Genomic DNA, 25,840 nt, shown 5'->3' with positions numbered 1-25,840 from the left:
AGGATCCTTTTCGGCAGGATGGGACGGCGGGATCGGGCGACTGGACGGTAGGCCGGGATCGGACGACTGGACGGTAGGTGAGTGGAGGGACCGGTCAGACGGTGTACTTCACCTGGCCGCCGACCACGGTCAGCGCGACCGTGGTGTCACGGATCGCCTCGGCGTGGGCGAACAGAGCTGCTTCGGACTCGTAGCCGAGCAGGCCGTCGTGATTGAGCAGGCCATCGTTCAGCCCCTCTGCGGCACACGGATCGGTGTCGACGACGATGAAGTCAGCGTCCATGCCCGGCGCCAGATAACCTCGGCGGTCTTCGAGTCCTGCCGCAAAGGCCGGTCCCTGGGTGTGCTGCCGAATTGCCTCGACGGCTGATAGCCGACGACGCGGCTGGAAACTGGTGGCCGCATCTCCGGAGATGCTCGCCCTGGTCATCGCCGCATAGATCGCGGCGAAGGGATTCGCAGGTTCGACCGGGCCGTCGGAGCCGAACGCCACATGTGCCCCAGCGGACAGCAGGTCCGGCCAGGCGTAGGCGGCGAGTTGAGCGGATTCGTCGATGAGGTGGAGCAGGTGGAGGTCGGAGATGCAGTGGCGGGGCTGCATCGAGGCGATGATGTCGAGTTCGGCGAACCGGGCGACATCGGCAGGCTGAATGAACTGGGCGTGCTCGACCCGGTGACGCAGGGGCCGTTCGAAGCGTTCCTCGGCCTCCTTCGTGGTCTGGCGCAGGCGCTCGACGACGTTGAGCACATGGTGGTTGGCCTGGTCGCCGATGGCATGGATGGCGACCGAGATGCCTGCCTCTGTGGCCCAGCGTGCGTTCTCGAACAGATCGTCCTCTGACATCTGGGTGATCCCGTAGTTGGCATCGGCAGGCTCACTGCTCAAGGCGTCCTCGGGCACAGTGCCGGGATAGGTGTAGGACTCCTGCTCGGAGGTCTCGCCGAGGGCGGCTGGCTCCTCGGAGGCGGCTGGCTCGTCGTGAGCGCTCGGCTCAGGAAACGGTGAGGACATGTGGCAGGTGTGCGAGCCCAGGGCTCCGTCGGAGAACAGCTTCAGGCCACCTCGGCGCAGCCAGTCATCGCCGTCGCCGGTATGCCATCCGGTTTCGATCGCCCAGGGCACCTCCGGTGAGCGCAGATACTTCATCACACGAATGTGCTGACGATCGGCTTCCCGCAGGTCGTACCACCCCAGCGTCGAGGCGATGCTGTCGAAGTCGTGGATCCCTGTCAGCCCCTGGGAGAGGAACAGCTTCTGTGTGCGGTCGAGTCGCTCGACCTGCTCCTCACGAGTGGGTTCGGGAATGAACCTGGCCACCAGGTCAGTGGCATCCTCACGGACGAGTCCGGTCAGCGAGCCCTCGTCATCGCGAACGAATTCTCCACCGAATGGGTCCGCCGTGAGGTCATCGATGCCGGCGATCTCCAGGCCGTGGGCATTCGTCCAGAGCGTGTGGAGATCGACCGACCACATCGCCACCGGATTGTCGGGCACGGCCTGGTCGAGGAGTTCTCGATCGGGGTAACGCGGGTCATCCCATTTGTTGATGTCCCACCCCGAACCGACCACCCATTCACCGAACGGAGTCTGGCCGGCGCGTTCGCGGATCGCAGCCACCGCCTCGGCCAGCGATCGGACGTTCGAGAGATCAAGGTCGGTCAGGGAGTCTGCGTAATGGACCGAATGCATGTGCGCGTCGACGAGTCCGGGCAGGATGACCTGACCTGCGCAATCGATCTCCTCGATTTCGAGGCCCGGAATCACCGTGGTTGCCCCGATTCCGCCCGCCGAGGCGAGCGCTGCGGTCGTCGAGGATTCCGCGGCTGCGATGTCGAGCAGTTCCGCTCTGGTGCCCACAGCCACGATCTTCTCCCCGTCGACGAGGATCGAGTCGGGTGCCGTGTCAGAGACGGCGGCCGATGTGGCGGCATTCGATGTGGCGGCATCCGACCCTGAGGAGGGAGCAAAAGTTCGCACGACGGCGTTGGAGAACAGACGCATGAGCACCAGTCTAGAGCTCAAGGTCATGTGTTCCCGACAGGGCAGCCGTCTGGTTTCGCAGCACTTGGGGCAAGCATGTTCTACCGGGAGTAGAATCCGAGGCATGGCGAAAATTCTCAGTTCTCAGGACACCCGCCTATCCGCAGGAGCCCGCGTCGTTCTTCCGGCTATCTGGCTCGGCCTCATCATCGGCATCTCGCTCATCGAGGCCCCGTTGAAGTTCACCGCTCCGGGCATCACGATCCCCTTGGGCTTGGGCATCGGCCGACTGGTTTTCACCACCATGAACTGGGTCGAGATCGTCATTGCCGTGATCCTGCTGTGGGCGGTGCTCAAGGAGCACGTGGGAAGACTCTACCGGGGGCTGGCCTGCGGCATGATCGCTGTCCTCATCATCAAGATCACTGTGATCCGGCCGCTGCTCAACAAGCGCACAGATGCTGTGCTCGCTGGAGTCGAGGACGGCGGATCCAGCCTGCATCTGCTCTACATCGCCGCCGACGGGATTCTCATCCTCGGCCTCATCACCATGCTCATCGTTGCGGTTCGCCGGTGGGTGACAGTGCAGCCTGCCAGCCAGGACGCCACGCCGAACTGAGTGACGATGCAGCCTGCCGGCAAAGATGCCACGCTGTGCGGGACCGGCACTGCGGCATCGTAACCGCCCCCTTCGGTTTGCAGACGAGCAGCCTGTTTGCAGACAGGCTGCTCGTCTGCAAACCGAGTCGTTGATGCACGTAAGGCGAGTGATCTGCGCACACAGCGCACCCGCGGTGGACGTCACCTGCCGCCGTGGACATGTTTCCGGAGTTCGGGCGCCTGAGAGAACAGCTTGGTGGCGAAGACACTGAGGTTGAGAAGTTCTTTGAATCTGAATCGCACCACGGTATAGCCCAGCGCCAAGAGTCGATTGTGCTGGTCGCTCTCTCGGTTCATCAGCTCTCGTCCGACCTTGATGTACTTGCCTACGCCGTCGACTTCAAGGATGGTCATGGTCTCTCGATGCGCGAAGTCAGTGCGCGAGACGAACCCGGCATCGTCGTAGATCTTCACCTGCTGGTCGAACCCATCGACATGCAGAGCCTTGAGGTCAAAGGAGCAGTAACTCTCGGCGATGCTCTCGGACTTCGGGTTGAGTGCGTCACACATTCTCCGCGCTGTGGCCTGCCCGGTCGTCAGCCTTTCAATCACCGGGTACCAGTTGTCCACAAGTTCTCCACGTGCGAGTCGGAGAAAGTCGGGTGGGTAGCCGAACTTCGGCTCGATCGCCCCATACCGGGCGAGAAGAACCCGACGAAGAACGGTCTCCATTGCAGCGAACCCGGCCTGTTGGCCGCGAATATGGATGAGGTCCAGACTCGTTCTGACCGGCGTGGTCACCTCAAGGTGCAAGTGTCTGATGCGGTCGGCCCGGCCGATTAGACGATTCGACCGGTGGATTTCGCGAGTCTTCGAACTGCTCCGGGGATGGGCGACGGAGATCGGCCCCGCGTCGATGCCGAGCAGCGGGATGTTCTGGAGCATAGCGGCAGACGTCCCCCAGATGGTGTCATCCGCACGGTACCTCGGATAGTGGAGGATGCGCAGCCTGCGCAGCAGCTCCTGGTAGTGATAGTCATTCCGAAGCTCCTGTGGCGGAGTTGCCCAATGACGATCCGTCCACGCAGTGTCTTCGACGAATCTCGCAATACGTCGATGCGAGTCGATCCCACACACCAACGTGACGGTATAGACGCCGTTGCACAGTTTCAGAAGGCAACATTCCTGCGCTTGCCTGATCAACCGCGTCGATACACCCGCCGACTCGAGTTCCCGGTAGTAGACGATGTTGTACATTCCTTGACGGTGCACCACCGCGGGTCGGTTCCACCAGGAGAGATCTCACGCTTGTGGACATCACCTCACCGTGCACAGCCGATTCGCACACGAGTGACACCAGTGTCCACAAGTACCTGCGGTCGAGTCCTCATGGGCTGCGGAGCCCGCCCGGCAGACCGGTGGCAGCGAGACGGCAATCAAGACCCAGCGCAACCAGTGCCCACCAACTCTTAAGGGCTTCATACAGAACCTCGCGGCCCCCTGTCTCGCCGCCACGGCGCCCCGCCAAACCGCCGCGCCCCGCTAAACCGCTAAGCCGCTAGGCCGCCAAACCGCTAAGCCGCTAGGCCGCCAAACCGCTAAGCCGCTAGGCCGCTAGGCCGCTAAGCTGCCAAACCGCTAAGCCGCTAGGCCGCTAGGCCGCTAGGCCGCTAAGCTGCCGCATCATGTTCCGCCGCGCCGCACCTTGCCCCGCAGTGCCGCCTCGCTTTGCGGACGAGAAACCTGTCTGCAAACAGGCACGTCGTCCGTAAACCGAGGGGCAGGCGTCCGTAAACCGAGGGGCACCCGCGGCGCCACTACCTCACACAGCGACACCCGCGGCGCTCCGCCCGCCCTCGCACAGCCACCACCGCGCGGCTCAGTAGTACACAGCCAGCCGACCGCGGGGTCCGTCGATGACCTCGACGGGAGTGTCGAAGACGCGAGAGAGCACCTCGTCGGTCATGATCTCGGTCGGCGTTCCGAACTCGACGACGCTGCCTTTCTTCACCGCGCAGATGTGATCGGCGTAGTGTCCGGCGAAGTTGATGTCGTGGAGGACGATGACGATCGTGCGTCCCATTTCAACCGCGGCCCGACGCAGGTGCGCCATCATCTGCACGGAGTGCTTCATGTCCAGGTTGTTCAGGGGTTCGTCCAGCAGCACGTAGTCGGTGTCCTGGGCCAGCACCATCGCTACGTAGGCTCGCTGACGTTGGCCGCCGGAGAGTTCGTCGATGAACCGGTCCTCGAGATCGTTCAGTTCGAGGAAGTCGATGGCCTGCGAGATGATCTCCTCATCAGCAGACGTCAGACGCCCCTTGGAATAGGGAAAGCGGCCGAAGCCCACGAGCTGTCGGATCGTCAGCCTGGTGATGAAGTGGTTCTCTTGGCGCAGGATGGACACGATCTTCGCCAGGTCCTTCGACTTCGTGGAGGACACGTCGTATCCGGCGACCTCGATCGCCCCGTCGTCGATGCCCAGCAGCCGGCCGATCATCGTCAGCAGCGTCGACTTTCCGGCGCCGTTGGGCCCGACCAGCGCGGTGACTCCCCCGGCGGGGATCTGCAGGTCGACCGGTCCGATCTCGACGTCGTTGCCGTAGGCCTTGCGGACTTGATTCAGGGTGATCACAAGCGTCCCTTTCTCATGATGACGAAGAGGAATGCGCCGCCGCCGATGACCTCGATGATGATCGACACGACGCCTTCGGCGTAGAACAGGTTCTTCATGATGAAGTACGCCCCGCCCAGGACGACGAACCCGAGGAGGGCCGCCATCGGCAGCACGTATTTGTGGTCGTAGGTGTCCGAGAACTGGTAGGCGAGCATCGCGACGAGGAAGCCGAGGAAGATCATCGGTCCGATCATCGACACGGACACCGCCATGAGGATCGAGACGAAGAACAGGATCTTCATCATCTCGAAACGGTGCCCCAGCCCCAGGTTGCTGGTCGTCTCCCTGCCGAGCGCGAGGACGTTCAGACGCGCAGAGCTCAAGTAGATCGCGGCACAGGCGAACAGGCACAGCGGGATCGACACCGGGAGATAGCTTGCGTCCGAGTTGGAGACGGAACCGAAGAGTCGGGCCGCGAGCACATCGAACTCACTCGGCGTCAGGGTCCGCTGCATGAACGTCGCGATCGACCCGAGGCCACCGCCGATGACGACGCCGATGAGCAGCATGATCGCGATATTGCCGTATCTGCCTGAGAGCAGCCACCCGTAGAGCGCGAGCGAGAGTCCCACCATGAGCAGCAGCTGCACGGTGAAGGGCACCAGGCCCTTGAGGTCGACGATCGCGGTGACCCCGAAGAAGTACATGGCCCCGGTTTGGATGGCCACGTACAGCGATTCGAAACCCATGATCGAGGGCGTGATGATGCGGTTGTTCGTCACCGTCTGGAACGCCACGGTCGCAAACGCCTGGCACAGTGCGACGATCGCGATGACGACGAGGTTCTTCATCCGCAGCTGCGCAATGAGCCAGAACCCCTCGTCGGTGATCGGCATCGGGTTGTCCCAGGCCAGGAGCCCAAGAGCGATGGCCGCCGAGGCGACGATGAGGCCGATCATGATCGACCAGTACCGCCACCTGGACTTCGACGTCGCCAATGACTTCGACGACCGCCGAGGTGGCGCTGGGTCCCGTTTTGACCTCGGCTCCAGCTGATCCTGAGCTGCTTTGGCTCGCCCCGTGATCGAGCGTCGCCCCGTGGTCGATTGTCGCCCCGTGATCGAGCGTCGCCCCGTGGTCGATTGTCGCCCTGTGTTCGATTGTCGCCCTGTGTTCGGGTATGTCGTGGACTCTGTCGTCTCTGCGCTCATGGCGTGCCTCATCCCCGCTTCCGCTGTCGTAGGAGGAGCCCGACGAACACCGCGGCGCCGACGACTCCGAGGATGACGGAGACCGGCAGTTCGAAGGGCATGATGATGACTCGGCCGATGAGGTCGCAGATCGTGACGATCGCGATGCCCAGCAGACACACCCAGGGCAGATTGCTTCGCAGGTCGTCGCCGCGGAGCATCGAGACGATGTTGGGGACGATGAGGCCGAGAAACGGCAGACTGCCGACCACCACCGTGACGACCCCCGTGGCGATGGCCACGAGGATGGTGCCGATGAGGATCACCTGGTTGTAGTTGAGGCCGATGTTCGTCGCCACCTCTTTGCCCAGACCGGCGACGGTGAAGCGGTCGGCGGTGATGAAGACCGCGATGACGACGATGACCACGACCCACAGGATTTCGTATTGGCCGCGCAGGATCGAGGTGAAGCTGCCGGCGAACCAGATGCCCAGGCTCTGGAGCATGTCGGTCTGGACGGCGATGAACGTCGAGATCGCTCCGACCACCGCACCGAGCATGATGCCGATGATGGGCACGATGAGCGAGGACTTGAGGGACACCCTGCGCAGGAACACGAAGAAGACCAGCGTGCCGATGAAGGCCGCGATGATGGCCCCGATCATCCGCGCCAAGATCGAGGCATCCGGGTAGACGATGACGGTTAGCATGAGGCCCAGCCCCGCCCATTCGGTGGTGCCGGTGGTCGTCGGTTCGACGAACCGGTTCTGCGTCAGCAGCTGCATGACCAGACCGCACATGGCCATCGCCGCCCCGGAGAGGACGAGGGCGATGGTGCGCGGCACGCGGGTGATCTGGAACATCTCAGCTCCCCTGTCACCGCCGAAGATGTCGTAGACGCCGGTGAACAGGGAGAGCACGAGGAGCAGCAGGACTATGACGATGCCCATCGCCAGCTTCCAGCTCAGCAGCTGCCTCTTGCCCCCAGCAGAGTCCTTCCTCGCGAAGGTGGTGCCGGCAGGGCGCTCGCCTGTACTCGTCATTCTCTCGATCTCAATTGCTGATGGGAAACGTTACTTCTGCTCTTCGAGTTTGTCCGCAAAGGAGTTGAAGAACTCGGTGTAGGTCTGGATGCCCTCATTGAGATAGGTGTCCTGCGGGAAGTAGACGATCTTGTCATCCTTGATCGCGGGAACATCCTTGAGTGCTTCCGAGTCTTCGAGGACCTCGGCGGCAGGTGCCGAGCCCTCATCGCGATCCTCGGGAGCAAATGAGGCATCACGGTCGAGGACGATCATGAGCTCGGGTTTGGAGTCGGCAATCGCTTCGACGGAGATGTCGTCGCCCTGGTGGTCCTCGCTGCTCGATTCGACCTCGAGGGCCGGGTCCAGGTCGAGGATGTCGAATACCGGTCCGACTGTGCGTCCGTTCGAAGGTGCGGAGTAGCCGATGTCGCCCGCCGAGGTGATGAGGCCCATGGTCTTGTCAGTGCTGTCATAGGCAGCCTTGGCTCGTTTCACCGAGGCGTCGTAGTCGTCGATGGTATTCTGCGCCTCGTCCTGCTTGCCGAAGACCTCTCCCAGAGTGGTCGTCTGACGCTTGAGTTCGGAGCCGAAGTCCTCGCCGTCGCGCGGATCGAGTTCGAGCACGGTGGCCTCGGGCGCCAGCTTCGCCAAGTCGTCATGGAACTGCGCAAACCGCTGCCCGTTGATGATGAGGTCGGGCTTGGCCTCGACGACCTTCTCGAGGTCGGGCTCGCGGTGCGAACCGAGGTCGAGGATCGAGTCGTCCTTCGTGTAGCTGAGATCCTCGGGCATCAGGGAGACCGCACCGGCACTGAGCTCGATGCCCCAGGTGTCGAGAGTCTCGAAGGTGCGGTTGTCTGTGGCCACCACCGAGGAGGGAGGGCTCGCCACGCTCTGCTCTCCATTGTTGTCCTCGACGTCGATGGTGCTGCCGGTGTCGGCGCCGGCGTCATCGGCGGCTGCTTGGCCGCAGCCGGACAGAGCGAGTGCAACCACGCCGGCCAGAGCGGTAAAACGGAGGCGAGACGAAACCATGATGATCTACTTCCTGCAAAGGTCATTGATGTCAGATGAACACGAACCGTGAATTAGCTTAGCCTAAGCTTCACGAAATACGTGACAGTAATCTAACGTTATTTATCTCACAATGACAGCGGAGGTAGTCGGCTGACCCATCGCGGAGCCAGTCAGCCGGCCCCTCGGGTAGGCCGAAACAGTCAATCAGATCGAGGCGATGAGCCGCCGAACCTCGCGCTCGGACTCCGCTGCGGCCGTGGGGCCACCGGATCCGCCACGGTGCACATGAGCCCCAGCCTCGGCGGCGATGACGCCACCACCTGCATAGTCATAGATCCCGATGCCTCGCTCTGCATAGCTGTTGACCTTGCCCTCTGCGAGCATGCACAGATCGATGGCCGCCGATCCGCAGCGCCGGATATCGTCGTAGCCCTCCATGAGCGTGAACAGCTTAGCCAGCTGCGGCCCACGACTGTCGCCGGTGTAGGCGAAGCCTGTCGCCAGCAGCCGGCCAGAGAGCCCGGCTGGAGTGCCGCGCAGCCGCCTGGCAGGAATGGCCGAGGCCGAGCCATCGACCAGTGCGGAGCCCCCTCTCCCCGACAGGCGACCTTCGATGCGATAGGAACCGCGGCCCTTGGCGCCCACCCAGGTGACGTTCAATCCCGGCGAGGCGACGAGGCCGATGAGCCACCGCTCCTCACCAAGGCCCCGACCATGGGACTCCCCGGCCTCACAGACTCCAACGGAGAACGCATAGTGTTCGATGTTGCGCACGTAGTTGACGGTGCCGTCGATGGGGTCGACATGCCACTCCAGCGGCTGGCCGCCGTCGCTCATGTCGCGGAGGTCATTGGCACTGGGGTCAAAGCAGTGGAGTCCGCGCGCGAATTGCGCATCGAAGAAGTCGATGGGATCCAGTGCCGGCGCACCCTCCTCGCCGACCATGGTGTCCGCAGGCCGGACCTTCGCCAGGTACCCGCGGACAAGTGATTCGATCTGCGCATCTGCCAGAGTCACAAGGTCATTGGGCGAGGTCTTCGTGTCCACCACCGAGGCATCAAGCTGCGCACCGAGGGAGCCGCGCCAGGCCACCATCTGCTCCCACGCCATCATGGACAGGTCCGAAGCGATACGAACCAAAGGCAGATCGCTGACGTCACAGGGCAGAAGTTCGGTCTCTGAGCTCATGGTTCAACTCTAGTCGGCCCCGACCGGACCCCTCCTGTAACAACACTGCAATACAGAGGCGAGTGTGTACTTCTTGTATCTAAGCCGCATTGAGACCGGCTTTCAGGTGGTTCAGAACTCCGAGTTTGATCAACCGCGCTTCACTGCAGGGAACCGAAATCGGCACCCGGGAACCGGGCTTCTCGATCACACGTGCACTCAACTGGAGGGGCCCTTCACTACCCCTGGACAATCATCTTTTGAACACTTCATGCATGTCTTTCACATGATTTCCATAATAAAGAGATCTTGTTATCAAACGGTAATGAAACGAATGACTCTGGTCACCACAGAGCACCCGAGGTGCGCCTCGGCGCGAATCACGACACTGTGACACACAGACCCGATGAGCAGCTCGGCCAACCGGCCGCAAACAGGCGCCAGAGTGGCGCCCTGCTGCCCCTATTTCGCGGGGGCTGGTGCGGATCCCGCGGCGTCGGGGCGCTGAACCTGACCATGCCTGCGCACGATCTCCTGCACCGCCTGCGAGGAGGTGCCTGCCGCCTCGGCGATGGACCCGAAGGTTGCACCTTCTTCACGGGCGCGAAGAATCGCCATCACGTAGTCAGTATTGATTTTGGCTCGCTGACGAGAAACCTTTCGAACTGCACCAACTAAGGCTGTCTGGTCAACTGTTAATTCACGGGCGCGACGCGACATGGTTTTTTCCCTTGCTTACGACTGTGGCCTGATGCCACTTAAATGTGTAGTTCCATTAGATACCACGTATATGACAATAATCCAATAATTCCCGAATCAAAGAAGTTCAGACACTTTCTTGTTCGTTTCGCATAACACTTTGATAACTTTCGCTGAGGTTCCGGCGCTCGGCTGTCGTGCAACCAGACACGTGCCATCCCGCCCGCAGTCGGCACCATCCCACCCGCTGCTGGGGGAGTACCTCACTGACAACTGAAGTGGCACAATGCGGACATGACCACATTGGCTGACAGTTCCAGTGCACCTCGGAAGTCTGCGGAGACTAAGACGTCTCTCGCCGATGTCCTCTCGATTGAGCTCAGATCCGCGGGGGTCAGCGACTTCAGCGTCGATGACACCGATCGTGCTGCCTACACCACTGATGCTTCCCTGTTCCGGCTGGTCCCCCAGGCCATCGTGTTTCCGCACGACGAGTCCGATGTCTCGCGGACACTGGCGATCGCACGCCGGCTGGGCGTGCCCATCACCAGTCGCGGCGCTGGCACGTCGATTGCCGGCAATGCGATCGGCACGGGCATCATCCTCGACTTCTCACGCCACATGAACGAGGTCATCTCACTCGACCCCGACGCGCAGTCTGCATGGGTCCAGGCCGGATGCATCCACGCTCACCTGCAGGGACAGGCGCGGCCGCACGGCCTGCGCTTCGGTCCGGACCCCTCTACCCATACTCGCTGCACGATCGGCGGGATGATCGGCAACAATGCCTGCGGACCACGAGCTCTCGGCTATGGACGCACCGGCGACAACATCCTCGCACTCGTCGTCATGCTCGTCGACGGAACCATCGTTACCCTCGATGAGACCGACGCCTCCCGGCAGTTCCCCCGTCTGCATGAACTCGTCGCCGGGCAGCTGGGCACTATCCGGACGAACCTGGGCACCTTCTCTCGGCAGGTCTCCGGGTACGGGCTGGAATCCCTGCTGCCGGAGAACGACTTCGACCTGCGCCGGGCCTTCGCCGGAACCGAGGGCACGTGGGGCATCGTCCTCGCCGCGAAGATGCGCCTGGTCAAGGACCCCACCCACACCTCAGCGGTGGTGCTCGGATATGAGGACATGGTCGCCGCCGCACATGACGCTCCCCTGCTGAAGGACTTCCCGGTCGCGGCCTGCGAGGGTATTGACTCGCGCATGCTCGATCGGGTCGCCGAGACCAAGGGCGCCGAGGCGATCCCCCACCTTCCAGACGGTGGCGGATGGCTCGTCGTCGAACTCACCGGCGAAGACGAAGCTGAACTGGTCGATGAGACGAAACGACTGGTCAGAGACTCGAACGCCCTGGATTCGGCGGTGCTCAGCCCCAGTGCCGCCGCCGAGGTGTGGGCGATCCGCGCCGATGGTGCCGGCCTGGTCTCCCGCACACCGGATGGGCGTGACGCCCACGCCGGGTGGGAGGATTCCGCGGTTCCGGTGGAGCACCTCGGCGACTATCTGCGCGATCTCATGGATCTGCTCACCGAGCATGGGCTGTGGGGGATTCCGTACGGGCACTTCGGCGACGGCTGTCTGCACATGCGCGTCGACTTCCCACTCGAAGATCCCGACGGGCCCGAGGTGATGCGGACGTTCATGGTCGCGGCGACGAAGCTTGTGGCGCGCTACGGCGGGTCCGTCTCCGGTGAGCATGGCGACGGCAGGGCGCGGTCGGAGCTGCTGCGCCTGATGTACCGGCCCGAAGTTCTCGATCTGTTCAAGGAGGTCAAGGAGCTCTTCGACCCGCAGTATCTGCTCAATCCAGGAGTCATCGTCGACCCCGATGCCCTCAACGAGTCACTGCGGCTGACCCAATTTCCACTGCGGGAAGAGCTGCCCGGAACCTTGGCAATGGCCTACGAAGGAGAATCGGCGGGGTTCGCCTCCGCCGTGCATCGCTGCACCGGCATCGGCAAGTGCCGCGCCGACTCCGCCGCAGGTGGCGAGGTCATGTGTCCGTCCTACCAGGCCACCCGCGACGAACGCCATTCCACTCGCGGTCGCGCCCGGGTGCTGCAGGAGATGGTGTCCGGGGACCTCCTCGACTCCTCTTGGCAGTCACCGGAAGTTGCCGATGCCCTCGACCTCTGTCTGTCCTGCAAGGCGTGCGCCACCGAGTGCCCGACCGGGACCGACATGGCTACATACAAGGCAGAGGTCCTTCATCAGTCCTACAAGGGCAGACTGCGCCCGATGAAGCACTACTCGCTGGGGTTCCTGCCGCAGCTGGCCCGTGTCATCACACCCCTGGCCCCCGTGGTCAACCGCGTTTCGGGCCTGCCGGGGCTCACGACAGTGGCCAAGAAGCTGGCCGGGATCGACGTCCGCAGATCGATCCCACAGTTTGCGTCGACGACGTTCAGGAAATGGTGGACAACCACTGGCCCCACCCCCGCCGAGGTTGGGCCCGCAGCTGTTGGTTCCGCAGCGAAGACCCGTGAGGTGATTCTGTTCGCCGATTCGTGGTCGAATCATTTCGCGCCGCGTATCCTCGCCGCCGCCGTTGCGGTGCTCGAACGCGCGGGTGTCACGGTTCGTGTCATCGACCAGACCGTGTGCTGTGGTCTGCCCCTGATCTCGACAGGTCAGCTGGATGCGGCGAAGGCGAATCTGACAGCGACGATCAGCGCACTCGATGCGACCGGGGATGTGCCCATCGTCGGGGTCGAGCCCTCGTGTCTGGCCACCCTCAAGGACGATTCGCAGAAGCTCTTGGCCGATGAGGCCTCGGCCCGAGTCGCGGCACGTGTGCAGACCTTCGCCCAATACCTGCTCAGTGTCGGCGCCGAGCTGCCCAGCTTGAACGGAGTCGACGCACTCGTGCAGCCACACTGCCATCAGACAGCGATCTTCGGCAATGCCGCCGACAAGGAGCTGCTGGCCAGAACCGGTGCCGAGGCAAAGTTCCTGGGCGGTTGCTGCGGTCTGGCCGGAAACTTCGGCGTTGAGGAAGGACATTACGAGACCTCTGTCGCCGTGGCAGAGGTAGCTCTGCTGCCGGCCCTGCGCGACCAGGAAGCACCGCGCAATCGGGCACCGGACGCGGTCGGGGCTGGAGGAGCGGCGGGCACAGGCAGAACTGCCGGCGACGGTGACCGCACACGGGTCGTCTTGGCCGATGGCTATTCCTGCCGCACTCAGATCACCGATCTCAGCGATGCGCAGGGTGTGTCACTGCCGGAGCTGCTCGCCTGGGGCTGGGGTCTCGAACCCACCCGCTAGGTCTACTGACCAGCGACGGGCTCAGACACACCACGCCTGACCTCAGGCGAACGGCCCCTGGGCTCAGGCCTTGGCGGTGAGGACCGGGACCTCGGCTTCGAGGAGGATTCGCTGAGCCTGTGAGCCGAGGATGAACTTGCCGATCGCTGAGCGTTTGCGCAGGCCGATGACGATGAGCTGAGCCTCGTGCTCTTCGACGAGATCGTTCAGGGTTCCCGGCAGATCGTCTTCGTGGTCGGGCTGGAGAACCTCGACCTCGACGTCTGAATCCTTGCCCAATGCGACGATGCGGTCGATGACATCCTGGTCGATCTCGGTCGGAGTTCCACTGGCTCCGCGTCGCTGGGAGTTGATCACGACAGCATTGCTCGACCGAAGTTTGGCTTCTGCGAAACCCGCGCGCAGAGCCGCCTCACCCTCAGGAGCAGGAAGATAGCCAATGAGAATCGTCATAGCAATCATTATATTAGCTCTGCCCTGATTCGTTCATTCCCGTATCACCGTGAGGACATCTCGCGGTCATACCGAGCTCCAGCCACCCGAACCTGCAAAAGCCCACCGCCTGCACGACGCTTTTGCAGGTTGAGGTGGCCGGCAGTGCACAGAGTGCTCATTCCGCGCGGCTGCTACCGCTTCTGCTCACTCGAGTCGCACGCTCGCCGAGGCCCTGCAGAGCCGACAGCAGTTCCGGTGGCTCGACGACGCGGAAGGAAACAGGCGTCGCCGCAGTGATCACGGCCGCCCAGGTCAGGTCCTCGACTCCGAATTCGACGCGAGCACCGCCGCCGGTCTTCGTGATCGTCGCGGACCTCGTCGGGAACCATGATTTGGCCTCAGTCACGGAGGCATCCACGTCCAGGATCACTGTGTGGCGGTAGGCAGCGGTGGTCACGGCGGAACTCACAGCCGCCTCGGCGTCGGGATGGTCTCTGGCAGTGAAGGCGAACGTCGTTTCATGGACCTGACTCATCCTGTCGAGGCGGAAGACCCGCCAGTCGCTGCGGTTGAGATCCCAGGCGTAGAGGTACCAGTGCGCACCGAGGACAACCATCTGCACAGGCTCCACCCGGCGCTGCAACGTCTCGGATCCGGTTGCCTTCCGTTTCTCATGAGTGAACGTAAGAATGTTCCGGGACGCGATCGCCGAGGTGGTCGTCATCACCGCTGTCATGTCGACTCCGGGTTCATGACCAGGAAGGACGGACACGGACGTGCTGATTTCCCCGACTGTCTCGCGCACTGCGGGAGGCAGCATCGCGCGCAGCTTCGCAGTGGCCGAATCGGCATTCTCGGTGCCCAACCCGGCACCGTTGAGCAGTGCCAGGCCGACGGCTGTGGCCAGTGCCTCCCCGGTCTCGAGCTGCAGCGGAGGCAGGACGGTACGCGAGTGAGCACGGTAGCCGCCGGCAGCACCGGGGATGGATTCGATGACATAGCCGAGCTCACGCAGACTCGCGATATCGCGACGAATAGAGCGCGGGGTGACACCGAAATGCGCGGCCAGTTCGGTCGCGGAGTAGGTCCGCCCTACGGCGAGCATTCCCAACAGCGACAACAGACGGGATTCAGCAGTCATCGCGGACAGTATATGTCCGCAATTGCTAAGACACTTGTGTCACAGATCCGAACGACCGCATCAGTCACCGATGCTCAGGAGATCCCATGCCATTCTTCGCCCCATCCGTCACGACAGAGGCCGACGCCCTGTTCACCTACCTCGAACAGCAGTGCACCCAGCTCAAGCTCACCACCCTTGAGCTCACCGATGAGCAGGCCCGCAGCACCCCCACCGCGAGCCCACTGAGCATCGCAGGCCTAGTCGCTCATGCGGCGCAGGTCGTCAATGGTTGGCTGCAGCAGGTGAAGGACCCAGCCCGCTGTATCGGGGCGGAGGAATATCCGACGATCAATGACGGGCTCGGCCTCAACGGAATATTCGATGGGTCTGCGCTCCCAGACCTCGGCATCGCCGAGGTGGTGGTGATCTTCGAGAAGAGCATCGCCGAGATCGAGGTGGCTCGCCGGGCCGTCGAGGAGAACGGAATCAATCTCGGCACCGTTGTGCCGCTGCTCGGCAATCCCTGGATGCCCAAGGACTTCGTGATGAACGTCCGGTGGATCCTGTGCCACCTCGCCACCGAGATCGCCCGCCATGCCGGCCACGCTGACATCATCCGCGAGTCCATCGATGGAGCGATCGCCTACCAGCTCAACGCCCAGGCCGACGGTCAGCCCTGGCCACCCGAGGGATGGAGCTGAGCGGTCGCGCGGCTAAGCGGCGCCCTCACGCAAAAACTACCCGAACCTGCAAAAGCCCACCGCCTGCACGACGCTTTTGCAGGTTCGGGTAGCTGATGCAGAGGTTCGGGTAGCTGAAGTGTGACGATCAGACCGCGAACACGGCTCCCTTCGACACCCTGTCGACCAGGTGGTCGGAGTAGGCGGGCATGGTGAGGAATTCGGGGAAGTCCTCGCCCAGTGCGCTCTTGCGGAAGATCTCGACCGCCTCGGTGTAGTGATCTGCGGGGTGGCGCTCGATGACTGCGAGCTCCTCGCCCATGTAGCGTTCCACCAGGTCGCGGGTGAGCTGCTTCCCGTTGTCCAGTGTCACCGAGTGGCGGATCCACTGCCAGATCTGGGACCGGGAGATCTCAGCCGTCGACGCGTCTTCGAGCAGGTTCTCGAGTGCCACGTTGCCGTTGCCGCCCAGCCATTCGTTCATGTAGCCGATGGCCACGCGAATGTTCAGACGAACGCCTTCCTCGGTGACCGTGGTGTCCAGCCCCGACACGTCGAGCATGTGCTCGGCGCAGGCGTGGGCATCGACCCGGCGGTTGTCGAGCTGATTCGGCTTGTCGCCGAGGGCTGCGTCGAAGACCTCCAGTGCGTCATCCACCAGACCCGGCTCCGCCACCCACGTGCCGTCGAAGCCACGGGAGGCTTCGCGAGCCTTGTCTTCGCGCATCTTGGCCAGCTCTGAGGCGACGAATTCCTTGTCCGGGTGCGTGGTCATGAGGTTGCTCATGGTCCCGATCGCGTGTGCCCCGCGGCGGTGGCAGGTCGAGACGAGCCGGTCTGCGAATGCCTGCAGGAGCGGCAGTCCCATTGTCAGGTGCTCGCGATCCGGCAGCACCCACTTCGGGGAGTTCCGGAAGTTCTTCACGAGTGAGAACAGGTAGTCCCAGCCTGCGGCGTTGAGGCCGGCACAGTGGTCGCGCAGCTCCCACAGGATCTCTTCCATCTGGAACACAGCGGTGATCGTCTCGATGTGAGCAGTCGCCCGGATGGTTCCCTGTGGGATGCCCATGTAGTCCTGTGCGAAGACGAAGATCTCGTTCCACAGTCGTGCTTCGCGGAAGGACTCGAGCTTCGGCAGGTAGAAGTATGGTCCCGAGCCGTTGTCGATGAGACGACGAGCATTGTGGAAGAAGTAGAGACCGAAGTCGACCATGGCGCCGGAGGTCTCCGACTGACTTCCCTGGTCATCGACGTGAAGCAGGTGCTTCTCCGGCAGGTGCCAGCCTCGGGGACGCAGGCCGATCGTGGGCTGCTCACGGTTGTTCACACCCGGCAGGTTGCCCCGGATGGCGTTGAACAGGTTGAGCTGTCCCCCGATGATGTTGGCCCAGGTCGGGCTGGTTGCGTCTTCGAGGTCGGCGAGCCAGACCTTCGCGCGGGAGTTCAGCGCCGCAACGACTTCAGGTTCGGAGACGGGGCCGGTCAGTTCGACGCGTCGGTCTTCGAGACCAGGGGCGCCGGTCGCGCCGGCAACCTGCCACTTGGTGTCGGCCCGGATTCCTGCGGTGTCGGGGATGAACCTCGGGAACGTGCCGTTCCTGATGCTCTGCGCCTGACGCCCGCGGACTCCCAGCAGCGTGCCCAGACGGTCGCTGAAGCGATCGTGGAGTGCCGCGATGAACTTGAGGGCGGACTCCGAGAGGATTGTGTCAAAGCCTGGTTCGATAGGGGCGTTGATTGTGATGTGAGACATGGGGCTTCTCCTCACCCGTCGGGATGTTGGCTGCTGATGAGCGTTGCGATGGTGGTGCTGCGGTGGTGCTGCGGTGGTGTTGCGGTGGTGCTGTGCCGGTGGCGCGATTCTTCGGTGGTGCTGGTGTCGCCGAGGTTGTGGTTGGAGCCGTGTGGACCGGTGTGCCGGCGCGGATCAACAGTGCAAACCCCGTGAAAACACTGTCGATCCGCGCCGAGTACTGGGTGACGAGTCCACCGGCGAGTCCGGTGTCCGTCGTCTGGTGACCGGTCGGGTCACCGAAGGCTCAGCTGAACTGAGCGGACTCGGTCGAACCGGCCAGAGCTGTCGTCGAGCTCTCCGGGTTCAGAGCGGTCGAGACCAGGTCGAAGTAACCGGTTCCGACTTCACGCTGGTGCTTGGTCGCGGTGTAGCCGCGCGACTCGGCAGCGAACTCGCGTTCCTGCAGATCGACGTATGCAGTCATCTGTTCGCGGGCGTAGCCGTGAGCCAGATCGAACATCGAGTAGTTGAGCGCGTGGAAGCCGGCCAGGGTGATGAACTGGAACTTGTAGCCCATGGCTCCCAGCTCGCGCTGGAACTTCGCGATGGTGGCATCGTCGAGGTGCTTGCGCCAGTTGAACGACGGCGAGCAGTTGTAGGCCAGCATCTGGTCCGGGTACTCCGCATGGATCGCGTCCGCGAACTGCTTGGCGGCCGCGAGGTCGGGTGTGGAGGTCTCCATCCACAGCAGATCCGAGTACGGAGCGAAGGACAGTCCGCGAGCGATGCCTGCTTCGATGCCGTTCGTGATCTTGTAGTAGCCCTCTGCGGTGCGCTCACCGGTCACGAAGCGCTGATCGCGCTCGTCGATGTCCGAGGTCATGAGCGTGGCGGCCTCAGCGTCCGTACGGGCGATGACGAGGCTGGGCACGTTCTCGACGTCGGCCGCCAGGCGAGCCGCGTTGAGGGTGCGGATGTGCTGCGAGGTCGGAACGAGAACCTTGCCGCCGAGGTGGCCGCACTTCTTCTCGGAACCGAGCTGATCCTCGAAGTGCACACCGGCTGCGCCGGAGGAGATCATCGAACGCATGAGCTCGTAGACGTTGAGCGCGCCGCCGAATCCGGCTTCCGCGTCAGCGACGATCGGGGCGAACCAGTCGTCGACGTTCTTCTGACCTTCCGAGGTCTCGATCTGGTCGGCACGCATGAGCGCATTGTTGATGCGACGCACGACCTGCGGGACCGAGTTGGCCGGATAGATCGACTGATCGGGGTAGGTCTGTCCGGCTGCGTTCGCGTCAGCGGCGACCTGCCAGCCGGAGAGGTAGATGGCGTTGAGGCCGGCCTTGACCTGCTCAACTGCCTGGTTGCCGGTCAGCGCACCGAGTGCGTTGACGTAGTCGCCGGACTTGATGTCGGTGGAGCTGACCTGGTTCCAGAGGCGCTCGGCACCGTGGCGAGCCAGTGTGTGCTCTTCGATCAGCGAACCGCGCAGTTTGACGACATCCTCGGGCTCGTAGTCACGAGCGACTCCCGACCAGCGGGCGTTGGTCGCCCAGTCACGGCGGATGGCCTCAGCATCGTGCAAGTTGGCCTGCGTGGTGTTGTCAGTCATTGTCATTCACTCCTACTCGTTCGGGGTTGATGAGTTCAGTCTGCCGTGAGCGCAAGTGGGTCGATAGAGGTTTCTTCTATGAATAACCGCCTGTTTTCCGGTTTTAGAAATTTCCCTGTTCTGTCATACTGAATCCCACTGCACGTGAACCACGCCACAATGCCACCGGGAGCCGCAATGACAAGCAATGAGACCGACCTGAGGGATGCTGAGCAAGAGGCGGACACCCTGAGCATCGGCAGAAGAATTCGCTTTTTTCGCAAACAGCATGGACTCACGCTCACCGAGCTGGGTGAGAAGGTCGGTCGTGCGGCCTCTCAGATCTCGACGATCGAGAACGGCAAGCGAGAAACTTCTGTCACCCTGCTCAGTGCGATCGCGAAGGCCCTGCAGACCGATGTCGCCGAGCTCATCGATCCCACTCCGGTCGACGGCAGGCAGGCTCTCGAGCTTGAAGCCGAACGCAATCAGGCCTCGCCCATGTACTCCTCGTTGGGTCTGCCGCAGGTGCGGATCAAGTCACTGCCCCACGATGCCCTCGAGGCGATCGTGGGTCTGCAGAGACAGCTCGGCCAGGTCCTCGAACGCCGGGCCGCGACTCCGGAGGAGGCTCGCCGGGCCAACCGGGAACTGCGCGAGCGGATGCGTGAGAAGAACAACTACTTCGCCGATCTCGAGGCTCAGGCCGCGGAGCTGCTGCGCCTGGCTGACTACGAATCCGGTACAGTCTCCCAGCGGCAGACGGCACTGATCGCGGAGAAGCTGGGTTTCAGCCTCCACTACGTCTCGGACCTGCCGAACTCGACCCGGTCGATCTCCGATACCGCGAACAACCGTCTCTACCTGCCCAACGCCGATGCTGCCGCAGACCCACGCTCCCATCTGCTCACGAGTCTCGCTGCACACGTTCTCGGCCATGACTCGCCGAAGGACTTCAGCGAATTCCTGCAGCAGCGGGTCGAGGCGAACTATCTGGCCGCGGCGGTGCTGCTGCCCCAGAGCGCTGCTGTGCCGATGCTCGTCGAGGAGAAGCGGAAGCGTGAGATCTCGGTCGAGCATCTGCGCGATATGTTCGGCGTCAGCTACGAGATGGCCGCCCACCGGTTCACGAATCTGGCCACCGAGCACCTGGGGCTGCCCGTCCACTTCATGAAGGTCCACCGCTCCGGGACGATCCACAAGGCGTATTCGAACGACGGTCTGCCCTACCCCACGGACCCGCTCGGCGCCATCGAGGGACAGTTCGCATGCAAACGATTCACCTCACGCACAGTGTTCCGGGTCGCGGACAGGTTCAGCCCGTACTACCAGTACACGGACACACCGGAGGGCTCGTTCTGGTGCACCGCACGCGTGCTGCCCGGCGGTGACTTCGCCATCAGCGTGGGCGTCCCCTTCGCCCACGTGAAGTGGTTCGAGGGACGAGAGTCGCAGATACGGTCCAAGTCAGCCTGCCCGGATCCGGCCTGCTGTCGGCAAGCACCCGAGGATCTGGCCGAGAAGTGGGAGAAGCAGGCTCTGCCCTCGGCGAAGATGCACGCCTCCCTGCTGGCGGCCGTTCCGCCCGGTGCTGTCCCGGGCGTCGACGATACCGAGGTCTACGAGTTCCTCGAACGCCACTCCGGCTGAGCCGAGCTCCCGGTTCACGCCGACGGTGTCGGCCAGCGACTTCGCGGGCCGGCTGTCCTCACTGGCCGTCCACGTCGGCGGGTGCGTCAGCCGTTCGCGTCGGTGGGCGCGTCAAGGACCGCATCTGCGATGTCTTCGGCCACAGCCAGCGCCGAGGTGGCCCCTGACCTCGGGAGGCTCCTGACCATGGTGAGCCTGCCGCGGGTGGTCACCCGCAGTTCGTCGACCAGGTCACCGTTGACGCTCATGGCCTGTGCGCGGACGCCCCGGAATCCGTGTTCGACCGCCGCTGCATCGATGGCGGGGACGAACTTCTGAATGCCGTCGACGAAGGCAGAGGTGCTCACGGTCGACCTGACATCGCGCGCCGCGGTCTTGGCCGTCTGCGACGCAAATTTCCAGAATCCTTTGAAGCCGACGGTCGATCCCATATCGCCCAGATCGAATCCGTGCCTGTCGTATCGTTCGCGCCCCAGGGACACGAAGGTGTTCGGCCCCAAGGTCAGCGCACCGTAGGTGGCTGGGACAACGGACTTCTCGGAAAATGGGGAGCCGGGTTCCGGGACGGTTCCGATGATGCCTCGGACCTCCTCTGCGGGGGTATCCACCCGGTAGTAGTCGCTGGTGAAGGGGACGATGCGAGGGTCGTCGTCGAAGCCTGCAGCCACGGCCAGCCGGTCGGATTGGAGCCCGGCACAGACGATGACGAGATCAAAGAGCTCGGAGTCTTCGTCACCGGTGGGGTGCTGGGTGGTCTCGGCGGGCCCTCGCCCCGAGGCGGGGTTCGAAAACCGGTGGCTGAGGTTGCCGATCGTGTCCTCGACCTGTTTGAACCAGTCCTGCTCGCCGAAGCGATTGCGCAGCCCTTCGCTGAAGTCGATGACCGGACCTGTGCTGTTATCGCCGCGATACGTCCGCGGCGCCTCGTGCACCTGATCGTCGAGATTGCTGCGGCGTCTGCACTGGCAGGCTCATGCCCATCATTGTCCCCGTGTTCGACATCGGGTTCGCTGGAGTCTGGCGCGGCTGTGCGGGTACGGACCCGGACCTCGTTGCTCATCACATCGATGCCGGTGACCTCTGTGCTCAAGTGCAATGTCCCACCTGCGGCGCTGACATCGGAGGCCAGCGCCTCGGTCAGGGCAACGAAGTCGGTGACGGCGGTGTGCGGTGAGTACAGGGCGAGGACTCCTCTGGCGTTCGGTTCGATCTCCCGCATCTGCGTGCGATCGAGCAGCCGGACCCCCGGGACCTGGTTCGCTTCGGCACGGGCGAGGATGCCCTCGAGCCTGTCAGCTTCGTCGGTGTTCTGCGCGACGAGGAGCTGCCCGCACTCGCGGTAGGGGATGCCGCGTTCGGACACGTACGGGACCAGCAGCTCAACACCTCGGCGGGCGAGCTTCGCTTCCGCTGATCCGGCCTCCGCGTCGAGGGCGGGGTCCACGATTCCGGACGTGTGCCCGCTCTGATGTGCGGCGACGCGATTGGCCTTGTCGAAGACGGTCACTTCGGCTGTGGGGAGTCTGCGGGTGATCTCTCGAGCGAGCGCCACTCCGACGATCCCGGCACCGACCACGGCCACTCGTGAAATACTCATACAGCAATCTTGGCACCGATCGCAGAGAATCGGCACCGATCGCGGAGAAGGAGAAGGATGTCGACGGCCCTGAACTGGACTGGCAAGGACGCCTCCTTCGCGCTCGGTCGAGCGCTGGAACAGCAGAGCCGCCTCGGCGAGGGTCCGCGCTTCCTGCGCGACGGTGCCACCTACGTTCCAGGCTCCCATGAGAACATGTTGGTCGTCGGGGACAATCTGCCGGGCCTCACGGCCCTGCTGGCCACGCACCGGGGGCGGGTCAAGGTCGTCTACATCGATCCGCCCTACAACACGGGCAATGCGCTGGCGTACAAGGATCATGGCCACGATCACGCGAGCTGGCTGAACTTCATGACGCCGAGGCTGATGCTCGCGCGTGAACTCATGCGTGATGATGGTGTGATCTTCATCCACCTCGACGACGGTGAGAGTGCGTGGGCGCAGCTGCTGGGACATGAGATCTTCGGCGAGGAAAATTCGCTGGGCACCCTGATCCATCAGCGCGCGAAAGGCGGAGGCAACTCACCCTCCTTCGTCCGCGGTCACGACTATGTCCACGTGTGGGCCAAGGCCGCTGATCAGGCGGGCGCATTCCTGACGGAGAAGAAGGCTCCGGCGAAGCTCGAGATCATCGACGGCAAACGTATGCTCGTCGAAACCGATGTGCTGCGCGCTGGTTTCGGCCGCTATGCCCGGGGCCAGGAACGCCGGCTGATGTACGAGGACATCCTCGAAGTCAAAGGAGCGAAGAAGCTCGCCGAGGTGGATGCGAAGTTGGCCTCGGGGGAGTTCATGCTCAAGCCCTGGGGTGGTGGCAAGCATGCCGTGGTTCGGGTGACGCCGGCAGAGAAGGCGAGTTCGAAGCTCTACTCGATCATCAAGGCCCTGGGCGGGCAGAACGATCTCGAGGACCTCGGTCTGGGTGGAATCTTCAGCTATCCGAAGCCCGTCGAGCTGGTCAAGACGCTGGTGGCCTCGCAGACGTTCTTCGAACCCGAAGCGATCGTCCTCGACTTCTTCGCCGGTTCCGGTACGACGGCGCAGGCAGTGATGGAGGCGAACCGACGTGACGGAGGCGCGCGGAAGTTCATCCTCATCCAGACACCGGAGCCGCTGCGGTCGACGAATGCGCGCAGCCTGGTGGACGCGGATCCCGACGCCGGCTTCCCTGAGATCAGCAGGCTCACTGCGGAGCGGATCCGGCGGGCTGCCCGGCGTCTCGATCCGGAGCTGTCATTCACCGAAATCGCGGTGGCCGAGGAATGAATTCTCGCCAGCACCCTTGAGTCTTTCCTGGTGACAGTGTAGAAATACATCAAGGCCTATCTGTCGGCAATGATTTCGAGAAGAGTGATCCAGTGCCCACCTACGTCTACCGATGCACGACCTGCGGCGACACCGAACAAGTCTTTCCCATGAGCCGGAAGCCGGAATCCGTCACGTGCCCCGACTGCCGCGGAACGGCCGTCTCCGCATTCACATCCCCTCACCTCGGCGCCGGGTCGGGGACTGCCTTCGGCGTCATCGACGCGACGAAGAAGACCGCAGACTCACCGCCCGTCGTCTCGCGCATCCCCTCCACCGGTCGCCGTTCGCAGCCGGTCAGTCGGGATCCGCGGCACGCCAAGCTTCCCCGCGCCTGAGGTCGATCGGCTTCGGCGGCAGGGACCACGAAAGGAATAGAACAATGCCGGACAATGTATTTCCACTCGATTCGACACAGCCCTTCACCGCCCAGGAGATCACCGGTCACAACCGCTGGCACCCGGACATTCCCGCAGCTGTGCACGTGAAACCGGGGGAATCGTTCCGGCTGGACTGCCGCGAATGGTTCGACGGAGCGATCAAGAACGACGACAGTGCCGATGACATCCGCGACGCACCGATGGACATCGTCCACGCTCTGTCCGGTCCGGTGGCGATCGAAGGTGCGAAGCCCGGTGACCTGCTCATCGTCGATATCCTCGACGTCGGTCCGATCCCGCAGGAGGATGGCCCACTGGCCGGGCAGGGCTGGGGCTACACCGGCATCTTCGCGAAGAAGAACGGCGGCTCGTTCCTCGTCGACCAGTTCCCTGACGCCTACAAGGCAGTCTGGGACTTCTCCGGCGGGACGGCGACATCACGCCACGTCCCCGGTGTCTCCTTCACCGGGATCGTCCATCCGGGCCTCATGGGCACCGCCCCGAGCAAGGACCTGCTGGGTAAGTGGAACACCCGCGAGGCGGCCCTCATCGCCACCGACCCGAACCGCGAACCACCCCTGGCACTGCCGCCTGAACCCCAGGGCGCGATCCTCGGCTCGCTGAGCGGCGAGGACTTCAACCAGGTCGCATCCGAAGGCGCGCGCACCGCTCCCCCACGGGAGAACGGCGGCAACCAGGACATCAAGAACCTCACCAAGGGCACACGAGTCTTCTATCCGGTGTTCGTCGACGGCGCGAACTTCTCCGTCGGCGATCTCCACTTCAGCCAGGGCGACGGTGAGATCACCTTCTGCGGCGGCATCGAAATGGGCGGTTTCGTCGACATCAGCGTCGACCTCATCAAGGGTGGGATGGACACCTATGGGGTGAGCGAGAATGCCATCTTCCAACCCGGCAATTCCGCCCCGCAGTATTCCGAATGGCTGGCATTCTCCGGAACCTCGGTGACGCTTGACGGCGAGCAGCGCTACCTCGACTCCCATCTGGCCTACCAGCGGGCGTGCCTGCACGCGATCGACTACCTGTCCAAGTTCGGCTACAGCCCGGAGCAGGCTTATCTGCTGCTCGGCGCGGCACCGATCGAGGGCAGATTCTCCGGTGTCGTCGACATTCCCAACGCCTGCGCCACCGTGTACCTGCCGACGGCGATGTTCGACGTCGATATCTCGCCCAGTTCGAACGGGCCGACTCAGATCAATCCGGGCATCGGCGCACCGCACTCGGCGTTCTGAGCGCCGTCGTCCCTGTCATCTCCTGGTGCTGAGACGGGGCGTGGTCTCATGTGGACAATTCAGCTCGAATCCAGACTTCGGTCGTAGCCTCGAAGAAGACTCGAACGGTTTCACCGTCGGTCTGTGAACCACTGCACTGCAGATAATCGTTCCCCAGTTCTAGGAGCCAGTATGTCCGTCGTCGCCATCAATACCCTTACCGTCCCCGAGGCTGCTCGCGGTGAGCTCGAGAAGCGCTTCGCGGCACGCAAGCACTCCGTCGACGGCTCGCCCGGCTTCGAAGGCTTCCAGCTGCTGCGCCCGGTCGCCGGCGGTGACCAGTACTTCGTCTACACGCAGTGGGCCACACGCGAAGACTTCGAGAACTGGAAGCAGGCACGCCAGCCGGCCCACGAAACCAACGGCAAGGAGCCGGTCTCTGAGCAGGCCAACCTTCTCGAGTTCGAGGTAGTCGACCTCGGCGAGTGACAACGACCTCTCGTGGGCTCCGGCTGCGCCTGCGAGACAGCACCC

At 63.3% G+C, this 25,840-nt stretch carries 23 protein-coding genes and 1 pseudogene; 10 read left to right on the top strand and 14 right to left on the bottom strand.

Annotated features, from left to right (window positions below):
* Nucleotides 1-94: 94 nt before the first annotated feature.
* Nucleotides 95-2,002, bottom strand: coding sequence for an amidohydrolase (locus AAFP32_RS01440; RefSeq protein ID WP_350270313.1), 1,908 nt, complete (start codon nt 2,000-2,002; stop codon nt 95-97).
* 103 nt (nt 2,003-2,105) lie between these two features.
* Between AAFP32_RS01440 and AAFP32_RS01435 the strand changes: the two genes are divergently transcribed.
* The gene (locus AAFP32_RS01435) at nt 2,106-2,600 is read left to right on the top strand and encodes a hypothetical protein (protein ID WP_350270312.1); all 495 of its coding nucleotides are present in this window, start codon (nt 2,106-2,108) and stop codon (nt 2,598-2,600) included.
* A gap of 182 nt (nt 2,601-2,782) precedes the next feature.
* On the opposite strand, the gene AAFP32_RS01430 is transcribed toward AAFP32_RS01435, so the two are convergent.
* The 7 genes from AAFP32_RS01430 to AAFP32_RS01400 all read right to left on the bottom strand — a co-directional run bounded on the left by AAFP32_RS01430 (nt 2,783) and on the right by AAFP32_RS01400 (nt 10,218).
* Nucleotides 2,783-3,838 carry a hypothetical protein gene (locus AAFP32_RS01430; protein WP_350270311.1) on the bottom strand — a complete coding sequence of 352 codons (1,056 nt, stop codon included), beginning with the start codon at nt 3,836-3,838 and terminating at the stop codon, nt 2,783-2,785.
* Nucleotides 3,839-4,460: 622 nt separating this feature from the next.
* Entirely contained in the window at nt 4,461-5,216 is a 756-nt protein-coding gene (locus tag AAFP32_RS01425) for an ABC transporter ATP-binding protein (protein WP_101643342.1), read from the bottom strand.
* Complete coding sequence (locus AAFP32_RS01420; protein WP_350270310.1) at nt 5,213-6,196, bottom strand: iron chelate uptake ABC transporter family permease subunit; 984 nt, start codon at nt 6,194-6,196, stop codon at nt 5,213-5,215. Before AAFP32_RS01420 ends, AAFP32_RS01425 begins: the two co-directional genes overlap by 4 nt.
* A 221-nt stretch (nt 6,197-6,417) precedes the next feature.
* Nucleotides 6,418-7,431 carry an ABC transporter permease gene (locus AAFP32_RS01415; protein WP_350270309.1) on the bottom strand — a complete coding sequence of 338 codons (1,014 nt, stop codon included), beginning with the start codon at nt 7,429-7,431 and terminating at the stop codon, nt 6,418-6,420.
* Nucleotides 7,432-7,461: 30 nt separating this feature from the next.
* Nucleotides 7,462-8,448 carry a siderophore ABC transporter substrate-binding protein gene (locus AAFP32_RS01410; protein WP_350270308.1) on the bottom strand — a complete coding sequence of 329 codons (987 nt, stop codon included), beginning with the start codon at nt 8,446-8,448 and terminating at the stop codon, nt 7,462-7,464.
* A 186-nt stretch (nt 8,449-8,634) separates the two neighbouring features.
* Nucleotides 8,635-9,618 carry an inositol monophosphatase family protein gene (locus AAFP32_RS01405; RefSeq protein WP_350270307.1) on the bottom strand — a complete coding sequence of 328 codons (984 nt, stop codon included), beginning with the start codon at nt 9,616-9,618 and terminating at the stop codon, nt 8,635-8,637.
* Between the two features lie 441 nt (nt 9,619-10,059).
* Nucleotides 10,060-10,218 carry a hypothetical protein gene (locus AAFP32_RS01400; RefSeq protein WP_350271520.1) on the bottom strand — a complete coding sequence of 53 codons (159 nt, stop codon included), beginning with the start codon at nt 10,216-10,218 and terminating at the stop codon, nt 10,060-10,062.
* 372 nt (nt 10,219-10,590) lie between these two features.
* Here AAFP32_RS01400 and AAFP32_RS01395 point away from each other — a divergent pair, with 372 nt between their 5' ends.
* A complete protein-coding gene (locus AAFP32_RS01395) occupies nt 10,591-13,575 on the top strand; it encodes an FAD-binding and (Fe-S)-binding domain-containing protein (protein WP_350270306.1) in 2,985 nt (994 codons plus the stop codon).
* A gap of 63 nt (nt 13,576-13,638) precedes the next feature.
* On the opposite strand, the gene AAFP32_RS01390 is transcribed toward AAFP32_RS01395, so the two are convergent.
* Nucleotides 13,639-14,028, bottom strand: coding sequence for a universal stress protein (locus AAFP32_RS01390; RefSeq protein ID WP_101643334.1), 390 nt, complete (start codon nt 14,026-14,028; stop codon nt 13,639-13,641).
* A gap of 157 nt (nt 14,029-14,185) precedes the next feature.
* A complete protein-coding gene (locus tag AAFP32_RS01385) occupies nt 14,186-15,151 on the bottom strand; it encodes a transcriptional regulator (protein ID WP_350270305.1) in 966 nt (321 codons plus the stop codon).
* A gap of 86 nt (nt 15,152-15,237) precedes the next feature.
* On the opposite strand from AAFP32_RS01385, the gene AAFP32_RS01380 reads away from it, so the two are divergent.
* Nucleotides 15,238-15,834, top strand: coding sequence for a DUF664 domain-containing protein (locus AAFP32_RS01380; protein WP_350270304.1), 597 nt, complete (start codon nt 15,238-15,240; stop codon nt 15,832-15,834).
* Nucleotides 15,835-15,961: 127 nt separating this feature from the next.
* Here the strand turns inward: AAFP32_RS01380 and aceB are convergent, their stop codons facing one another.
* A complete protein-coding gene (gene aceB / locus AAFP32_RS01375) occupies nt 15,962-17,566 on the bottom strand; it encodes a malate synthase A (protein WP_350270303.1) in 1,605 nt (534 codons plus the stop codon).
* A 98-nt stretch (nt 17,567-17,664) separates the two neighbouring features.
* Here aceB and AAFP32_RS01370 point away from each other — a divergent pair, with 98 nt between their 5' ends.
* Nucleotides 17,665-17,832 carry a hypothetical protein gene (locus tag AAFP32_RS01370; RefSeq protein ID WP_350270302.1) on the top strand — a complete coding sequence of 56 codons (168 nt, stop codon included), beginning with the start codon at nt 17,665-17,667 and terminating at the stop codon, nt 17,830-17,832.
* A gap of 20 nt (nt 17,833-17,852) precedes the next feature.
* On the opposite strand, the gene aceA is transcribed toward AAFP32_RS01370, so the two are convergent.
* Entirely contained in the window at nt 17,853-19,163 is a 1,311-nt protein-coding gene (gene aceA, locus AAFP32_RS01365) for an isocitrate lyase (RefSeq protein ID WP_101643330.1), read from the bottom strand.
* 177 nt (nt 19,164-19,340) lie between these two features.
* Between aceA and AAFP32_RS01360 the strand changes: the two genes are divergently transcribed.
* The gene (locus tag AAFP32_RS01360) at nt 19,341-20,792 is read left to right on the top strand and encodes a helix-turn-helix domain-containing protein (RefSeq protein WP_350270301.1); all 1,452 of its coding nucleotides are present in this window, start codon (nt 19,341-19,343) and stop codon (nt 20,790-20,792) included.
* Nucleotides 20,793-20,878: 86 nt separating this feature from the next.
* On the opposite strand, the gene AAFP32_RS01355 is transcribed toward AAFP32_RS01360, so the two are convergent.
* On the bottom strand, nt 20,879-21,724 hold the full coding sequence (locus AAFP32_RS01355; protein ID WP_350270300.1) for an FAD-dependent oxidoreductase: 846 nt from the start codon (nt 21,722-21,724) through the stop codon (nt 20,879-20,881).
* A 41-nt stretch (nt 21,725-21,765) separates the two neighbouring features.
* Between AAFP32_RS01355 and AAFP32_RS01350 the strand changes: the two genes are divergently transcribed.
* On the top strand, nt 21,766-21,966 hold the full coding sequence (locus AAFP32_RS01350; protein WP_350270299.1) for a hypothetical protein: 201 nt from the start codon (nt 21,766-21,768) through the stop codon (nt 21,964-21,966).
* Here the strand turns inward: AAFP32_RS01350 and AAFP32_RS01345 are convergent.
* Nucleotides 21,889-22,389, bottom strand: a pseudogene (locus tag AAFP32_RS01345) (FAD-dependent oxidoreductase); the annotation flags it as partial. The gene AAFP32_RS01350 and the pseudogene AAFP32_RS01345 overlap by 78 nt on opposite strands.
* 57 nt (nt 22,390-22,446) lie before the next feature.
* On the opposite strand from AAFP32_RS01345, the gene AAFP32_RS01340 reads away from it, so the two are divergent.
* The 4 genes from AAFP32_RS01340 to AAFP32_RS01325 all read left to right on the top strand — a co-directional run bounded on the left by AAFP32_RS01340 (nt 22,447) and on the right by AAFP32_RS01325 (nt 25,795).
* The gene (locus AAFP32_RS01340; protein WP_350270298.1) at nt 22,447-23,655 is read left to right on the top strand and encodes a site-specific DNA-methyltransferase; all 1,209 of its coding nucleotides are present in this window, start codon (nt 22,447-22,449) and stop codon (nt 23,653-23,655) included.
* 92 nt (nt 23,656-23,747) lie between these two features.
* Nucleotides 23,748-24,032 (top strand): zinc ribbon domain-containing protein, encoded by a 285-nt coding sequence (locus AAFP32_RS01335; protein WP_350270297.1) that lies wholly within the window; start codon nt 23,748-23,750, stop codon nt 24,030-24,032.
* Nucleotides 24,033-24,076: 44 nt separating this feature from the next.
* Nucleotides 24,077-25,327 carry a formamidase gene (gene fmdA / locus AAFP32_RS01330; RefSeq protein ID WP_350270296.1) on the top strand — a complete coding sequence of 417 codons (1,251 nt, stop codon included), beginning with the start codon at nt 24,077-24,079 and terminating at the stop codon, nt 25,325-25,327.
* A 171-nt stretch (nt 25,328-25,498) separates the two neighbouring features.
* Complete coding sequence (locus AAFP32_RS01325; RefSeq protein ID WP_101619136.1) at nt 25,499-25,795, top strand: antibiotic biosynthesis monooxygenase family protein; 297 nt, start codon at nt 25,499-25,501, stop codon at nt 25,793-25,795.
* Nucleotides 25,796-25,840 lie beyond the last annotated feature (45 nt).

Origin of the sequence: Brevibacterium sp. CBA3109 (assembly GCF_040256645.1) — a bacterium.
GTDB lineage: Bacteria > Actinomycetota > Actinomycetes > Actinomycetales > Brevibacteriaceae > Brevibacterium > Brevibacterium koreense.
Note: the sequence above shows the minus strand (reverse complement) of the source record. Positions and strands in the feature narration are given on the sequence as shown.

Excerpts from the sequence above, each read along its gene's own strand:
- AAFP32_RS01440 (WP_350270313.1), bottom strand. The coding sequence starts at position 2,002 with ATGCGTCTGTTCTCCAACGCCGTCGTGCGAACTTTTGCTCCCTCCTCA.
- AAFP32_RS01435 (WP_350270312.1), top strand. The coding sequence starts at position 2,106 with ATGGCGAAAATTCTCAGTTCTCAGGACACCCGCCTATCCGCAGGAGCC.
- AAFP32_RS01430 (WP_350270311.1), bottom strand. The coding sequence starts at position 3,838 with ATGTACAACATCGTCTACTACCGGGAACTCGAGTCGGCGGGTGTATCG.
- AAFP32_RS01415 (WP_350270309.1), bottom strand. The coding sequence starts at position 7,431 with ATGACGAGTACAGGCGAGCGCCCTGCCGGCACCACCTTCGCGAGGAAG.
- AAFP32_RS01410 (WP_350270308.1), bottom strand. The coding sequence starts at position 8,448 with ATGGTTTCGTCTCGCCTCCGTTTTACCGCTCTGGCCGGCGTGGTTGCA.
- AAFP32_RS01405 (WP_350270307.1), bottom strand. The coding sequence starts at position 9,618 with ATGAGCTCAGAGACCGAACTTCTGCCCTGTGACGTCAGCGATCTGCCT.
- AAFP32_RS01395 (WP_350270306.1), top strand. The coding sequence starts at position 10,591 with ATGACCACATTGGCTGACAGTTCCAGTGCACCTCGGAAGTCTGCGGAG.
- AAFP32_RS01390 (WP_101643334.1), bottom strand. The coding sequence starts at position 14,028 with ATGACGATTCTCATTGGCTATCTTCCTGCTCCTGAGGGTGAGGCGGCT.
- AAFP32_RS01385 (WP_350270305.1), bottom strand. The coding sequence starts at position 15,151 with ATGACTGCTGAATCCCGTCTGTTGTCGCTGTTGGGAATGCTCGCCGTA.
- AAFP32_RS01380 (WP_350270304.1), top strand. The coding sequence starts at position 15,238 with ATGCCATTCTTCGCCCCATCCGTCACGACAGAGGCCGACGCCCTGTTC.
- aceB (WP_350270303.1), bottom strand. The coding sequence starts at position 17,566 with ATGTCTCACATCACAATCAACGCCCCTATCGAACCAGGCTTTGACACA.
- aceA (WP_101643330.1), bottom strand. The coding sequence starts at position 19,163 with ATGACTGACAACACCACGCAGGCCAACTTGCACGATGCTGAGGCCATC.
- AAFP32_RS01360 (WP_350270301.1), top strand. The coding sequence starts at position 19,341 with ATGACAAGCAATGAGACCGACCTGAGGGATGCTGAGCAAGAGGCGGAC.
- AAFP32_RS01350 (WP_350270299.1), top strand. The coding sequence starts at position 21,766 with ATGCCCATCATTGTCCCCGTGTTCGACATCGGGTTCGCTGGAGTCTGG.
- AAFP32_RS01340 (WP_350270298.1), top strand. The coding sequence starts at position 22,447 with ATGTCGACGGCCCTGAACTGGACTGGCAAGGACGCCTCCTTCGCGCTC.
- fmdA (WP_350270296.1), top strand. The coding sequence starts at position 24,077 with ATGCCGGACAATGTATTTCCACTCGATTCGACACAGCCCTTCACCGCC.
- AAFP32_RS01325 (WP_101619136.1), top strand. The coding sequence starts at position 25,499 with ATGTCCGTCGTCGCCATCAATACCCTTACCGTCCCCGAGGCTGCTCGC.